Genomic DNA, 13,995 nt, shown 5'->3' with positions numbered 1-13,995 from the left:
GCGCTCGCGAACTCCTTCGACATGCTGTCTCAGCCGGTCACGCCTCGTCTTTGATCTCGCAGATGACGGCGCCCGCTCCGACCGTCGCCCCCACCTGCGCGGACAGGCCGAGCACGGTGCCCGCCTTGTGGGCGGTGAGCGGCTGCTCCATCTTCATCGCCTCCAGCACGACGATCACGTCACCGGGCGCGACCTCGTCGCCGTCGGACACCACGACCTTGACGATGGTCCCCTGCATGGGACTGACCAGGGAGTCGCCGCTCGCCGCGGCCTTCTTCGCCGTGCCCGCGCCGGACCGCCGGGGCGCCGCCTTCCTCGGCTCGGCGCGGCCCGCCGCGCCCAGTCCCGCCGGCAGCACGACCTCCAGGCGCTTACCCGCCACCTCGACGGTGATCCGGTCGCGTTCCGCGGGCTCCGCGGACCCCACCTCACCGTCGTACGGGGCGATCGTGTTGCCGAACTCGGTCTCGATCCACCGGGTGTGCACGGTGAAGGGCTCCCCGGTGAACGCCGGATCCTCCACCACCACCCGGTGGAACGACAGCGCGGTCGGCATGCCGTCGATCTGGAACTCGGCCAGGGCACGGCGGGCCCGTTCCAGCGCCCGGGCGCGGGTGGCGCCGGTGACGATGAGCTTGGCCACGAGGGAGTCGAAGGCGCCGGGCACGGTCTCGCCCTGCTCGTAGCCGGAGTCCACCCGGACGCCGGGGCCCGAGGGGGCGCGCCAGCGGGTGATGGTGCCGGGGGCGGGCAGGAAGCCGCGGCCGGGGTCTTCGGCGTTGACGCGGAACTCGATGGAGTGGCCGTGCGGCCGAGGGTCGTCGTAGCCGATCTCCTCTCCCGCGGCGATGCGGAACATCTCCCGTACGAGATCGACCCCGGTGACCTCCTCGGTCACCGGGTGCTCCACCTGGAGCCGGGTGTTCACCTCCAGGAACGACACGGTGCCGTCCTGACCGACGAGGAACTCGCACGTTCCGGCGCCGACATAACCGGCCTCGCGCAGGATCGCCTTGGAGCTGTCGCGCAGCAGCGCCTCCTGCTCGACGGTGAGGAAGGGGGCGGGGGCCTCCTCGACCAGTTTCTGGTGGCGGCGCTGCAGGGAGCAGTCCCGGGTGGAGACCACGACGACGTTGCCGTGCGCGTCGGCCAGGCACTGGGTCTCCACGTGCCGGGGCCGGTCGAGGTAGCGCTCCACGAAACACTCGCCCCGGCCGAACGCCGTCACGGCCTCGCGTACGGCGGACTCGTACAGGTCGGGGATCTCCTCCAGGGTCCTGGCGACCTTCAGGCCGCGCCCGCCCCCGCCGTAGGCCGCCTTGATGGCGATCGGCAGTCCGTGGCGTTCCGCGAAGGCGACGACCTCCGCCGCGCCGGAGACGGGATCCGCCGTGCCCGCCACGAGGGGAGCGCCGACCTTCTGCGCGATGTGCCGGGCCTGGACCTTGTCGCCGAGCGCGACGATCGCCGCGGGCGGCGGCCCGATCCAGGTGAGCCCGGCGTCGATGACGGCCTGGGCGAAGTCGGCGTTCTCGGCCAGGAAGCCGTACCCGGGATGCACCGCGTCGGCGCCGGACCGCCCGGCCGCCTCGATGACCTTCCCGATCGACAGGTAGGTCTCCCCCGGCGTGGTGCCGCCGAGCGCGTACGCCTCGTCCGCCATGCGCGCGTGCAGCGCGTCGCGGTCCTGGTCGGCGTAGACCGCCACGCCGGCGATGCCGGCGTCCCGGCAGGCCCGGATGACCCGGACGGCGATCTCGCCGCGGTTGGCGACCAGCACTTTTCGGATGGCCGTGCTCATATCAGTCCTCCAAGGCTCCATCTCGACTCCCGCCATCCCTGCGAGCCGGTCGCGAGGGGACGGCGCAGCGCGTGCCGGCGGGCCGCATCGCGCCAGCCGGAGGGCGCCGGCGGCGCGGCGGGGCCGGGCCGCCGCGCCGCGAGCAGCGCCACGGCCAGCGCGGCCAGTTCCTCCGGGCAGCGGGACGCCTTTCACCACCTGGAACCCGGGTGTGCCACGGAACTCGGTCACAGCGGGATGTTCCCGTGCTTCTTGGGCGGCAGGACGGCCCGTTTGCCACGCAGCATCCGCAGCGCGCGGACGACCTCGCGCCGGGTCTCGCGTGGCGCGATCACCGCGTCGACGTAACCGCGTTCGGCCGCCAGGTATGGCGTGGCGAGGGTGTCCTCGTACTCACGCACCAGCTCGGCCCGCAGTGTGTCGGGGTCGCCCGCCGCGGCGAGCGTTCTGCGGTGCAGGATGTTGACCGCGCCCTGGGCGCCCATCACGGCGATCTGCGCGGTCGGCCAGGCGAGGTTGACGTCCGCGCCGAGGTGCTTGGAGCCCATGACGTCATAGGCTCCGCCGTACGCCTTCCGGGTGATGACCGTGACCAGCGGGACCGTGGCCTCGGCGTAGGCGTACAGGAGCTTGGCCCCCCGGCGGATGATGCCGTTCCACTCCTGTTCCGTGCCGGGCAGGAATCCGGGCACGTCCACGAGCGTCAGCACCGGGATGCCGAACGCGTCGCAGGTGCGTACGAACCGGGCCGCCTTCTCCGAGGCGTCGATGTCCAGCGTGCCGGCCAGCCGCATGGGCTGGTTGGCCACCACGCCGACGGAGCGGCCCTCCACGCACCCGAAGCCGACGGCGATGTTGGGCGCGAACAGCGCCTGCACCTCCAGGAACTCACCGTCGTCCAGCAGGGCGGCGATGACCTCGTGCATGTCGTAGGGCTGGTTGGGCGAGTCGGGGACGAGCGTGTCGAGGGCGAGGTCGCCGGCGCCGATCTCCAGGTCCACCGGGAACTCGAACGGCGTCCGATCGTCGAGGTTGTTCTGCGGCAGGTACGACAGCAGCGCCCTGGCGTAGTCGAGCGCGTCGTCCTCGTCCTGCGCGAGGTAGTGCGCGTTGCCGCTGCGGCTGTTGTGCACGCGGGCGCCGCCCAGTTCCTCGAAGGTGACGTCCTCTCCGGTGACCGTCTTGATGACGTCGGGGCCGGTGACGAACATGTGCGACCCCTCGTCCACCATGATGGTGAAGTCGGTGAGGGCCGGCGAGTAGACGTGCCCGCCCGCGCAGGCGCCCATGATCAGGGAGATCTGCGGGATCACCCCCGAGGCGTGGACGTTGCGGCGGAAGATCTCGCCGTACAACCCCAGCGAGACGACGCCCTCCTGGATGCGCGCGCCGGCGCCCTCGTTGATGCCGACGATCGGCGCTCCGATCTTCACGGCCAGGTCCATGACCTTGCAGATCTTCTCCCCGTACACCTCCCCCAGGCTGCCGCCGAAGACGGTGAAGTCCTGGGAGAAGACGCAGACCGGGCGGCCGCCGACCGTGCCGTGGCCGGTGACCACCCCGTCACCGGGGACACGGGTGCGCTCCATGCCGAAGGACGTGCTGCGGTGCACGGACAGGGCGTCCAGTTCGGTGAACGAGCCGGGGTCGAGCAGCCGCTCGATCCGCTCACGTGCGGTGAGCCTGCCCTTGGCGTGCTGCTTGGCGGCCGCCCGTTTCTCACCGCCGCGAACCGCCTCGTCCAGGCGTTCTTCAAGGCGGGCGAGACGGGCCGCGGTGCCGTGCGGTTCCATCGATCACCACATTCAGGGGACTAAGACTCAGTTTCATGGTGACAATACTCAGTCTCATGGCAATGGACAACACCGGGGTCCGCGACAATGGCCGCATGGCCACACCGCCCATCAGTCACCGCCTCGCCGAAGCGGCGGTGGCACTGTTCGACGAGAACGGGTACGACGAGACCACGGTCGACGACATCGCCGCCCGGGCCGGGGTGAGTCGCAGCACGTTCTTCCGCTACTACCGGTCCAAGGAAGACGCGATCTTCCCCGACCACGACACGCTGCTCGCCAGGGTGGACGCCCGCCTGCGCGCCTCGACCGCGGACACCGCGATCGTCGCCGTGACCGACGCGGTCCGCATCGTGCTGGCGCACTACGTGGAGGACGCCGAGGTGTCGCTGCGCCGCTACCGCCTCGTCGGCCGCGTCCCGGCCCTGCGCGACCGGGAGATCGCCAGCGTCGCCCGCTACCAGCGGCTGTTCCGCGAGTTCATCGGGACGTGGCTGGCCGACTCCCCCGACGCCGGCCTGCGCGCCGAGCTGATGGCCGCCTCGGTCGTGGCCGCGCACAACCAGGTCCTGCGCGGCTGGCTACGCGCCGGCGGCACCTACGACCCCTCCGGCCCCCTCGACCACGCCCTCGGATACGTGATCGCGACCTTTCACCACCTCGAACAGCCGAAAGAGCCCGGGGACGACCAGATCGTCGTGGCCGCCTTCAACCGCGCGGCCTCCCCGCAGGCGGTCATGGAGGCCATCCAGGCCCATCTGAGCTCTCACCCCTGAGCAGATCGCGCAAGGCGCGAACGGGCCGGCGGTCTCAACCGCTCCGCTCGAGAAAGCTCAGCACCCGCGGGCCCGCGATGTCCCGGAACTCCTCGAAGTACGCGTGCCGAGCTCCGGGGATCAGCTCAAGGGTCGCGTCCGGGATGCGCTCCGCCAGCAGGTGCGCGTTCTCTACCGGGTTGAGCCGGTCGTCGGTGCCGTGGATGACCAAGGTCGGTGCGTCGATCTTGGGTAGGAGGTCCCAGGCGTCGTGCCGGTTGCTGGCCCGCAGGTGATGCGCACGGGCGTAGGACGGCATCCCCGGATCGCCCAGCGTGTTGTACGGACCGGGATGCGCGGCCCGCCAGGCGGGGGTGTACATCAGATCGAGGAGCGCGGCGCGGGCGGCCGCGGGGTCGCTCGACGCCAGGGCCCGGCGAACGCCGCCGTCCCGCTCCACCGCGCGCGGGCCGCCGGGCGAGGTGCACCCGAGGACCAGCGAGCGCACCCGGTGCGGCTGGTCGATCGCGAGCCACTGCGCTACCCGGCCGCCCATCGACGTGCCGTAGACGTCCGTCCGCTCGACGCCGAGCTCGTCGAGCACCGAGCGGACGTCCGCGGCGAAGAGCCGGGTGCTGTAGGGCAGATCCGGCTTGTCGCTCTCGCCCGCGCCGCGCAGGTCGATGGCGACGGTGGTGCGCACCGCGTCGAAGTCGGCGCGGACGAGATCCCACCAGTGACGGTTGTTTGCCTGGCCGGGGAGGAGGACCAGCGCCGGTCCCGCCCCCTGGACGTCGAACGCGATCCGCGTCCCGTCCTCAGCCGAGGCGTAGGGCATCCGACAGCACTCCTTCGAGTTCGGGCGAGCGCAGCAGCTCCGAGTGTCCTCCCGGGAAGACGTGCGCCGCGCATCCGCCGTCGGTGACCTCAGCCCAGGCGGCGATGCTCTCGGCGGAGGTCAGCGGGTCGTCGTGCCCGCGGGCGGCGAGGACCGGGCAGGACACCCGTGGACACCCGGCGCCGATCGACTCCCTGAGCAGCCGGAGGTCCCGCAGCGCCGTCTCGACCACGATCTCCCGCCACTCGTCGGCCGCGGCCTGCAGTCCCGGGTCCACCGCAGCGAGATACCCGGCGGTGCCCTCGATGTCCCGGGTGGCCTCCTCGGGGATGGTGAGCAGGCTCGGCGCGGCGGCGCCGATGACGACGAGGCCGGTGAGCTCGACCCCGGCCTTCTCGAGGGCCACGGCCGTGGAGTGGGCGACGTAGGCGCCGAAGCTGTGCCCGACGAGCGCGCACCTCGGCGGGTGCCGTCGCAGCACCTGCTCCGCGCAGGCGTCGACCAGCTCCTGGTACGACCCGGCAGAGCCGCCGAAGCCGCTGCCGAAGCGGCCGGGATAGCGCATGAGCCACGCCGAGGCGCCCAGGCCCGCCACCAGTGGCCGCAGTTCGCCGCCGAACGACCCGGCGCCGGGGAAGACGACGACATCCTGCCCGTCGACGCTCACCGACTCCTCCTTCTCCTGCCACATCTGCCGCCCGAGCCGCCCGAGCGACGGTCAGAGTTCGAGCCGAAGCTCGTCCATCACCATCGCCGTGCTGATCACGCTGATCGTGAAGTCCCACTTGTCCGCGGGGCCCTGGTCCGGGCCGGCGTCGAGTGCGCCGGGGTCGAAGACCCCGCACGCCGCGACGAGCTCGCGCCACCCGTTCCAGGTGCGTTCATCGGTGATCTCACGCAGCCCGTACGCCGTGAAGCCGTGCTTCCCGCGCCGCAGCACCGAGTCCGGGACTATACCGGCATACGCCGACCGCAGGCACGCCTTGCCCTCGAAGTCCACCATCTTCGCCTGGTCACTCGTGCGCAGCGCGGCGGCGACCACGGAGTTCCCGAGGAACGGATACCGGCCCTCGACCGAACTGCGCATCACCATCGCGTCGCCGTGGTCGCCGAGCAGATGACCCGAGAGCTGGACGTACACATCGGAGATGGAACGGAGCTGCATCTGCGAGAGCGACCTCACCTCGTCCTCGGAGAACGGGATCAGCCGGGTCCGCCAGAACTCCTGGCCGGCCAGGGCCTCGCGGGCCCGCCGCGTCAGATAGGTGTCCCTGCGCCGGTCCACCCGCCGCCAGTCGACCTCCCAGCCGAAGTCGGCCCGGCCCCAGGCCTGCTCGTTCTCCGGCCGGGCGGTGCGCCGCGACAGGGGCGAGCTGTCGAAGGCGTAGGAGTCGTAGCCGAAGAAGAGCTCATCGGCCCCTTCCCCGGAGACCACGCCCTTGACCCCGGCGGCCCGGACCGCGCCGGCCAGCATCATCGCCGAGACGTTGTACGTCTCGCGCTGCGGATAGCAGCAGTGCCGGACCATCTCCTCGAAGGCGGAGACGACGTCGGAGCGACTGCACTGGATCTGCTCGTGCTTGCTGCCGGCCAGCTCCGACACCTCGCGCTGGAAGCGGCCCTCGTCCAGCGCCGGGTCGTCGAAGACCACGGAGAACGTCCGGATCGGCCGGTCGAGCAGGGCGGCCGACTCCATCAGGATGACGCTGGAGTCGAAGCCGCCGCTCAGGTAGGCGCCGATCTCCACGTCCGCGTGGAGACGGTCGCGCACCGACTGCCGCAGGCACTCACGCAGCTCCGCGCCGGACGGGGTCTCGGCGGCCGGCTCGAACTCGCCGTACCGCCAATAGCGGTGGGTCTCCGGCTGCCGGTCGCCCGCCCGGAACAGTACGGCGCAGCCGGGCGGCACGGCGTGCACACCCCGGACGAGCGTACGCGGCGCGACGATGTTCCCCAGCGACAGGTACTGGTCCACCGCGCCGACGTCCAGCCTCCACGACCGGTCGATGCCCTGGACCAGTGCCTTGAGCTCGGAGCAGAAGTGCACGCCGGAGTCGGTGACGGTGTAGTAGAGCGGGCAGATCCCGAACCGGTCGCGGGCCAGGATCAGCGCGTTCTCCGCCCGATCGAGGATGACGGTCGCGAACTGCCCGTCGACCAGGCTCAGTCCCCCGATGCCGTGCCGGGCCACCAGCTCCGGGATGACGGCCACGTCGACGCCGTTCGCCAGGTGGTCGGCGCCGACCCGGCGGCGCAGCTCCCCGGCGTTGTACACCTCGCCGTTGGTCATGGCGACGTACCGGCCGCCGCGATCCTCCGCGGGCTGCCAGCCGTCGGCCAGGCCGTTCATGCCGAGCCTGCCGAGCTTGACGGCGAGCGACTCGGTGTTCAGCGAGTAGGTCTCGTCCGGTCCGCGGTGGACGAGCCGGGAGTGCATGGCGGCGACCACGCCGCGGTCGAAACGGCCTGCCGGGGAGTAGGTCCCGCACACGCCACACATCGCGGCTACACCCCCTGCCCGGTCAGCCGGTCGGTGAGCGCGCGCAGGTTCTCCGCCCGGAGCACGTCACGCACGCCGGCGTCCATCCAGCCGAGCTCCTTCAGCTTGTTGACCAGCAGGACCGTGGAGGCGGAGTCGCCGCCGAGCATGAAGAAGTTGTCGTCGGCGGTGGCGTCGGTGACCCCGGTGAGCCGCCGTACCAGTTCCAGCACCTGCTCGGCCGGGCCCAGCTCGGCGGGCTCCGCCCGCGCCGCCCTGCGGCTCGTCCGCAGGGCGTCCCTGTCGACCTTGCCGTTGCGGGTGTACGGCATCGCCTCGACCTGGGTGATCACGGAGGGGACCTTGTAGGCGTCGAGCACCGCCTCGAGGTGCGCGCGCAGCTCCCGGGAGGTCACCGAACCCTGGTAGTAGCAGACCAGCGCGTCGTCGCCGGTGCCGCCGGCGGCCTCGTCCGCCTCGTGCGCCTCGGCCACCACGACCGCCTCGGCGACCCCGTCGAGGCGGCAGGCGGCGTTCTCGACCTCGCCCGGGTCGAGGCGGTAGCCCCGGACCTTGAGCTGCCGGTCCAGCCGCTCGACATAGTAGAGCCGGCCGTCACGGCGCTCGACGATGTCGCCCGTCCGGTACACCCGGCGCCCCTCGTCGTCGAGGAAGGGTCGCAGGCCCTCGGCGGTGAGATATCCGACGGCGACGCTCTCGCCCCTGATGACGAGCTCGCCGCGCTCCGCATCGGCGGAGCCGGCGCCCTCCCGGGACGGCAGGGGGGCGATCTCGTAGGCGCAGTCGCCCACGATCTCGCCGAGTGGCACCGACGCGGTGCACTCGCCCGGGTCCAGCACGCCGGTCAGCAGGTTGCAGACCGTCGTCTCGGTCAGCCCGTAGGCGTTGTGGAAGGCCGCCACGGCCGACCAGGCGCGCAGCACGGCCGGACGGCACGCCCCGCCGCCGTTCACCACATGCCGGAGAGTCATGCCGCTCGTCGGCTCCGTCGCCGTCAGCGCGAACGGGGTGGTCTTCAGATGGGTGATCCGGTAGGTCCTGAGGGTGTCCCGGAGCACCGTTCCCGGACTGAGCATCGTCTCGGGCACGATCACCAGGCAGGCGCCGGACGTCAGGGTCCAGAGGATCTCCGTGATGCAGCCGTCGAAGGTCAGGCGGGCGAACTGAAGCGTGCGCGACCGTGTGTCCAGCTCCAGGACCCGCACGTGGTCCTCGATCATCGGTGCCAGCGGGTCGGCGCGGACCAGCACGCACTTGGGCTCGCCGGTCGAACCCGAGGTGTGGATGGCGTAGCCGATCCGGCCGTGGCCACGCACGGGTTCCGCGCCGTTCGCGCCGCCGCCCCACTCGGCCGGAGGAGGGACGAGCTCGGCCGCCGGGGAGCCGGGGGTGCTGCGGGCGAGCAGCCGTACGCCCAGGAGGGAGACCTTGGTGGTGTTCGAGGACTCGCTGTCACGCGGGTCGATGAAGACGAACGGGCGTCCGGCGACCAGCGCGCCGACCATGGCGACGATCGAGGCGGAGGTCCGCTCGGCCTCGATCCCGAAGAACTCGTCGGGGGCGGTGAGCGCCTCCAGCCGCGCGGCGAGGTCGGAGGCGTGCTTGCCCAGTTCCCGGTAGGTGAGCACCCCGTCCACGGTCTCGATGGCGTCGCGCTCGGCGTGCTCCTCCATGGCGCGCAGCAGCGCGTCGACCAATGATGTCTGCCGACCGGTCATGGGTCAGCCCTTCACCACGTGCGAGAGCGTGCCGACGCGCTCGACCACGGACTTGACGGTGTCCCCGGATCGGAGCGGGACGGCGCCGGGGGTGCCCGTGCAGATCACGGTGCCGGGCGCGAGGGTCCGGCCGGCGGTGAAGTACTCGACCAGGTACCCCAGGTCGTACTTCATGTCCGAGACCAGCGCGGTGGCGACGACCTCGTCGTTCCGCACCGTCGACACCCGGAGGGAGGCGAGCTCGTCCGGGGCGAACTCGTCCATCGTCACCAGCTGCGGGCCGATGCTGCAGAAGGTGTCGAAGCCCTTCGCCCATGGGATGTAGCGCGGGTTCTCCCGAATGACGTCCTCCGCGGTCAGGTCGAGGACGGCGGTGACGCCCGCGATCACCGACCGCCACTCGTCGCGCGGCACGTCCTTGCACTCGCGGCCGATGACAAGCCCGAGCTCCGCCTCCGCCGTCACCGTGCCGGCCCGGGCGGGCAGCACGATCTGCCCGCCGTTGTCGATCAGGCAGTTCCGCGGCCGCAGATAGGAGCCCGGCCCGGACTTCGGCTGCTCGGTGTTCAGATCCTCGGAGTGGCCGCGGTAGTTGAGGCCGGCCCCCCAGATGTCCCCGTGGTCGGAGACCGTCAGCGCGGACTCGAGCGGATCCTCGGCCGGGGCGGTGGATTCCGGCGCCGCGTCGAGCAGCGCCTCGAGTCTTGCCCGTGCGGGGTCCCGCAGCAGGTCCGTGAGGTGGACCGGACCCTCCGTGCCGGAGACCGGCAGCCAGTCTCCGCCGCGGCTCACGCGCACCTCGTCGCCGCGGGCGGTCGCGAATCTAGCCAGTCTCATGCGTTCCTCCAGGGCACCTTGGGCTTTCGGGGTTCACGGTGTTCACAGGGAAGCGCCGGCCGCGTCCCGGCGGGAGATCCGCTCCGCGGCCGCGTGGATGTCGTTCTTGCCGACGCTCGTCTGCGCGAGGCCGGCGGCCGTCTCCATGAGCGAGGCCGCGTCGACCTCGCACTTGACGCACAGCTGCTCGATGAGGGGGAAGAACCCCGAGTGGACGCCGATCACTCCGCCGAGCACCTGCATGTTCCGGTCGTCCGGAATCACCTGCAAGGTGGTGCGGCACAGCTCCGCCAGCCGGGCGAGCTCCTTGTAGTCGAAGCGGTCCTCACCGGTGACCTGCAGGATGCCGGCCAGCGACTCGAGCTGGGCGTTGCCCGCGCCGCGGCCGATGCCGTTGAGCGTGCCGTCGACGATCGTGGCGCCCGCCTCGATCGCGGCCACGCTGTTCGCGGTGGCCATGCCGAGGTTGTCGTGACCGTGGAAACCGACGACGTCGAACAGCTCACCAGCGACCGTCACGTACTTCCGGACGTCGTCGGGAAGCATCGAGCCGTACGAGTCGACGATGTACAACCCGGCGATCCCGGAGGGCACACCGCTGAGCAGGCCGGGCAGGTTCTCGGCGGGCGTGACGCTGGTCTTCATCAGGTTGAGGTAGACCTGGTCGCAGAGCTCCATGGCCTGCCCGATGTAGTCGAGGTTGTCGGCGACCTGCTCCGCCTCCATGCCGATGCGGACGAAGGACATGCCGGCCGAGCACACCTCCGCCAGCGTGCTCAGCCGGCTGAAGCCCGGTTGGGCGAACATGCCCCAGTCCGTGTGCGTGAGCTCGGCTCCGGCGATCTCACACCAGCGGTGGACGTCGATGTTGCACGGGGTGATACCGGTCCGCTCAGCCTCCAGGCCAAGCCCGTGTCCCAACTCGACCTTCCGGATCGGCGTCAGGTCGAGGCGGCCGAGCAGCTCAATCACGAACTTCTCGTCGAGCTGGAAGTCGACGGCATAGGAGCCGTCCCGCAAGGTGGTGTCCAGAAGCTCCACGCCTGCCGTTGTGAGCTTCGGTGTCAGCACGCTTCCCAGTTCGGGCATGATTGCACTCCAAAAGCCGAAGGTCCATGATTGGCCAACTGAAGGCGACGCGAATAAAGGGCGACCGAAAGTCGTTTTCGGAGTTCACCTGCGAAGCCTCGAATTGCGAGTGACGAACGGCGGCAGCTCCAGAGAAGCTAGCACGGCCTCAACAGGGTAATCAACGCATCCGAAGTGAAATCGTCAAAGCACTCTCGGTATACGGCGACGACAACGGCGCAGGTATTCGGCGATCCATGACGCCGGGTCTGGACAGATCATCAACACCTATGATTGGCTGGCCCGGCATGTAAATCGAGGACACGTCAGTTCTCATTATTCGAACTCTGATACCTCTGACCTGGGGTGTTGATTCGGTATACCGTTCTGTGAAGGGTTTCGATGCGTACTACGTTATTAGATGACCTGCGGACCGCCCTCCCCGAACAGGACGTGCCGGCGGTCGAAGAGTGCGCCACCAAGCTCCACAACAGCCTGCCCCGGCCCGACGACCTCCCCTCGAACACGGTGATGGTCGCGTACGGCGGCGGCAAGGACAGCGCGTATGCGGTCGCGTTCATGCGCGCGGTCCATCTCGCGCTCGCCGAACGTCACGGCGCCACATTCCGACTCCGCGTGGTGACCATGCGGCACGGCGGCATGCCCTACCAGGTCATGCTCAACATCGACCGCACCTATCAGGCGCTCGGCCTCTACGGCGACCCCGACGCCGAACTGCTGCTCATCGAGGGCGACCAGGTCAGGCCCTTCGAGCGGGACCGCGGCATGCCCCACCGGCTCATCGAGTTCAACCGGGTCGACATCCTGATGTCCGGTCACCGCACCTACGGCGACGGCCGTGCGACGTTCTGCAACGCCTGCAACGTGAACGTGGCCAACTCCTTCGGTGTGGCGGCCCGGCACGGCGAGGGCGTGGACCTGATCATCACCGGGGACTCGCCGCAGGAGCAGCGGGACTACGCCCTGTGGATCCGGCAGCTCGCCCGCGGCGCCAAGCTGAAGCCCGCCGACAGCCGGAAGGGTTTCAAGGGCACTCTGGAGACCATCGACGGCCTGGCACGCGGCTACTTCGAGGAGATCCACGGCGCGAAGAACGCGGAGCGGGTGCGGGAGCGCGGGGTCGACCACGACATCTCCGAGCGCCTGGAGTTCTTCTCCATCTACGACTACACCAGCTACGCCTCGGGAGCGCACTGGAGCCTGCTGACGGACTTCCTCGGCTTCGTCTTCGACGAGATCGCGTTCAACTTCACCGAGTCCGACTGCGCCAACCCCGCGCTCATGGCCCATCTGCGCGGGCTGCGCACCGAGCACGTGTACAAGCGCGGCTACGACGAGGGCATCGCCCAGTACGCGGACTTCGCGCTGGAGCTGATGCGGCGCAAGCACTTCCCCGAGCACCTCGTCGAGCAGATGCGGCAGCGCTACGCCACCGAGGTCGGGATCAAGTCGATGCGCGAGGCCGCGACCCGGTACGGCGAGGACGCGTTCAACCTGACCACCTCGCACCTGGTGTGCATGGTGTACTCACCCTTCGCCGGACAGGCCGAGAACCTGCACGACTACCTCGCCGGGGAGCACCCCGAACTGCTGCCCGACGAGGACCGGATCCGCGCGCTGCTGGCCGGCGGCGAGGAGGACCGCGAGCTCGCCGCCCGCCTGGAGTGGATCAGCGGTCTGAGCATCACCGACCTGCGGGCCCTGTACGACGGGCCGCTGTGGTCGCCGTTCACCGAGTCCCCAGAGCTGCCCGGGCTGCTACCGAAGATCATGAGCAGCGACCCGCACCAGAAGCGCATCAAGGTCAAGCGCAACCCCCAGGGCGACCAGGTCATGGACCGGGTCGCGGGCCGCTAGCCATCGCCGGGACACGCCCATGGATCTAGGACTTTCCGGGCGTACCGCGCTCGTATGCTCCTCGACGAGCGGGCTGGGAGAGGCGATCGCCCGGACGCTGGCGGCGGAGGGGGCCAGGACGGTGGTCTGCGGACGGCGCGGGGAGCTGGCCAGGCGGATCGCCGCCCGGCTACCCGCCGCCGCGGGCGTCGAGGTGGATCTGCTGGCCGAGGACGGCCCGGCCCGGCTGCTGGAGGCGACGGTCGCCGCCTTCGGCCCGCCTGACGTGCTCGTTCTCAACGGACCCGGCCCCAAGCCGGGTCCGGCGAGCGGTCTCGGCCTGGCCGAGGTGGACGCCGCGCTGGACGCCACGCTGCGTCAGCAGCTGCGCCTGGTGGCACTGGCGCTGCCGGCGATGCGGGAACGGGGCTGGGGCCGCATTCTCGCGGTCGGGTCCAGCGGGATCGCCGCTCCGATCCCCGATCTGGCGCTCTCCAACCTGGGCCGCGCCGCCCTGGCCGGCTATCTCAAGACCCTGGCCGCCGAGGTCGCGGCGGACGGGGTGACGGTGAACCTCCTGCTGCCCGGCCGGGTCGAGACCGAGCGCACCACGGCGATCGACACCGCCAACGCCGAGCGCACCGGCCGCAGCCTCGCCGAGGTGCGGCGGGCCTCGCTCGCGGCCATTCCCGCGGGTCGCTACGGCCGACCGGCCGAGTTCGCGGCGGCCGCCGCCTTCCTGTGCAGCGAGCAGGCCTCCTACATAACGGGGACCGCGATGCGCTGCGACGGCGGCTACGTTCGCAGCCTGTGACGCGGCCGGCGGCG

Annotated in this window: 12 protein-coding genes; 3 read left to right on the top strand and 9 right to left on the bottom strand. The window is 70.7% G+C overall.

Going from position 1 to position 13,995, the window contains the following annotated elements; translation table 11 throughout:
- Positions 1 to 37 precede the first annotated feature (37 nt).
- Genes AP234_RS12695 through AP234_RS12690 form a run of 3 tightly spaced genes read right to left on the bottom strand, consistent with a single transcriptional unit; the run spans position 38 to position 3,594 of the window.
- Positions 38 to 1,789, bottom strand: coding sequence for a biotin carboxylase N-terminal domain-containing protein (locus tag AP234_RS12695; protein WP_055480071.1), 1,752 nt, complete (start codon positions 1,787 to 1,789; stop codon positions 38 to 40).
- Positions 1,790 to 1,797: 8 nt separating this feature from the next.
- Positions 1,798 to 1,968, bottom strand: a complete 171-nt coding sequence (locus tag AP234_RS39505) for an acyl-CoA carboxylase subunit epsilon (protein ID WP_152990402.1) — start codon at positions 1,966 to 1,968, stop codon at positions 1,798 to 1,800.
- 60 nt (positions 1,969 to 2,028) lie between these two features.
- Positions 2,029 to 3,594 carry an acyl-CoA carboxylase subunit beta gene (locus tag AP234_RS12690; RefSeq protein ID WP_055479827.1) on the bottom strand — a complete coding sequence of 522 codons (1,566 nt, stop codon included), beginning with the start codon at positions 3,592 to 3,594 and terminating at the stop codon, positions 2,029 to 2,031.
- Between the two features lie 56 nt (positions 3,595 to 3,650).
- Here AP234_RS12690 and AP234_RS12685 point away from each other — a divergent pair, with 56 nt between their 5' ends.
- A complete protein-coding gene (locus AP234_RS12685; RefSeq protein WP_235558143.1) occupies positions 3,651 to 4,370 on the top strand; it encodes a TetR family transcriptional regulator in 720 nt (239 codons plus the stop codon).
- 34 nt (positions 4,371 to 4,404) lie between these two features.
- On the opposite strand, the gene AP234_RS12680 is transcribed toward AP234_RS12685, so the two are convergent.
- The 6 genes from AP234_RS12680 to AP234_RS12655 are packed head-to-tail and all read right to left on the bottom strand — an operon-like array spanning position 4,405 to position 11,331.
- Entirely contained in the window at positions 4,405 to 5,187 is a 783-nt protein-coding gene (locus tag AP234_RS12680; protein ID WP_055479826.1) for an alpha/beta fold hydrolase, read from the bottom strand.
- The gene (locus AP234_RS12675) at positions 5,168 to 5,854 is read right to left on the bottom strand and encodes an alpha/beta fold hydrolase (protein ID WP_160330426.1); all 687 of its coding nucleotides are present in this window, start codon (positions 5,852 to 5,854) and stop codon (positions 5,168 to 5,170) included. The genes AP234_RS12680 and AP234_RS12675 overlap by 20 nt, the downstream gene beginning before the upstream one ends.
- 51 nt (positions 5,855 to 5,905) lie before the next feature.
- Entirely contained in the window at positions 5,906 to 7,687 is a 1,782-nt protein-coding gene (asnB, locus tag AP234_RS12670; protein WP_055479824.1) for an asparagine synthase (glutamine-hydrolyzing), read from the bottom strand.
- Between the two features lie 5 nt (positions 7,688 to 7,692).
- The gene (locus AP234_RS12665) at positions 7,693 to 9,405 is read right to left on the bottom strand and encodes a non-ribosomal peptide synthetase (RefSeq protein ID WP_055479823.1); all 1,713 of its coding nucleotides are present in this window, start codon (positions 9,403 to 9,405) and stop codon (positions 7,693 to 7,695) included.
- Positions 9,406 to 9,408: 3 nt separating this feature from the next.
- Positions 9,409 to 10,242: a fumarylacetoacetate hydrolase family protein gene (locus AP234_RS12660; protein ID WP_055479822.1), complete on the bottom strand. Its 834-nt coding sequence runs from the start codon at positions 10,240 to 10,242 to the stop codon at positions 9,409 to 9,411.
- Positions 10,243 to 10,284: 42 nt separating this feature from the next.
- Positions 10,285 to 11,331 carry a hypothetical protein gene (locus AP234_RS12655; RefSeq protein WP_083502045.1) on the bottom strand — a complete coding sequence of 349 codons (1,047 nt, stop codon included), beginning with the start codon at positions 11,329 to 11,331 and terminating at the stop codon, positions 10,285 to 10,287.
- A gap of 381 nt (positions 11,332 to 11,712) precedes the next feature.
- Between AP234_RS12655 and AP234_RS12650 the strand changes: the two genes are divergently transcribed.
- Positions 11,713 to 13,188, top strand: a complete 1,476-nt coding sequence (locus AP234_RS12650; protein WP_063842884.1) for a hypothetical protein — start codon at positions 11,713 to 11,715, stop codon at positions 13,186 to 13,188.
- Positions 13,189 to 13,207: 19 nt separating this feature from the next.
- The gene (locus AP234_RS12645; protein ID WP_055479820.1) at positions 13,208 to 13,981 is read left to right on the top strand and encodes an SDR family oxidoreductase; all 774 of its coding nucleotides are present in this window, start codon (positions 13,208 to 13,210) and stop codon (positions 13,979 to 13,981) included.
- Positions 13,982 to 13,995 lie beyond the last annotated feature (14 nt).

This window comes from Sphaerimonospora mesophila (assembly GCF_001417795.1).
GTDB lineage: Bacteria > Actinomycetota > Actinomycetes > Streptosporangiales > Streptosporangiaceae > Sphaerimonospora > Sphaerimonospora mesophila.
Note: the sequence above shows the minus strand (reverse complement) of the source record. Positions and strands in the feature narration are given on the sequence as shown.

Excerpts from the sequence above, each read along its gene's own strand:
- AP234_RS12665 (WP_055479823.1), bottom strand. The coding sequence starts at position 9,405 with ATGACCGGTCGGCAGACATCATTGGTCGACGCGCTGCTGCGCGCCATG.
- AP234_RS12680 (WP_055479826.1), bottom strand. The coding sequence starts at position 5,187 with ATGCCCTACGCCTCGGCTGAGGACGGGACGCGGATCGCGTTCGACGTC.
- AP234_RS12685 (WP_235558143.1), top strand. The coding sequence starts at position 3,651 with ATGGCAATGGACAACACCGGGGTCCGCGACAATGGCCGCATGGCCACA.
- AP234_RS12655 (WP_083502045.1), bottom strand. The coding sequence starts at position 11,331 with ATGCCCGAACTGGGAAGCGTGCTGACACCGAAGCTCACAACGGCAGGC.
- asnB (WP_055479824.1), bottom strand. The coding sequence starts at position 7,687 with ATGTGTGGCGTGTGCGGGACCTACTCCCCGGCAGGCCGTTTCGACCGC.
- AP234_RS12650 (WP_063842884.1), top strand. The coding sequence starts at position 11,713 with ATGCGTACTACGTTATTAGATGACCTGCGGACCGCCCTCCCCGAACAG.
- AP234_RS12690 (WP_055479827.1), bottom strand. The coding sequence starts at position 3,594 with ATGGAACCGCACGGCACCGCGGCCCGTCTCGCCCGCCTTGAAGAACGC.
- AP234_RS12660 (WP_055479822.1), bottom strand. The coding sequence starts at position 10,242 with ATGAGACTGGCTAGATTCGCGACCGCCCGCGGCGACGAGGTGCGCGTG.
- AP234_RS12645 (WP_055479820.1), top strand. The coding sequence starts at position 13,208 with ATGGATCTAGGACTTTCCGGGCGTACCGCGCTCGTATGCTCCTCGACG.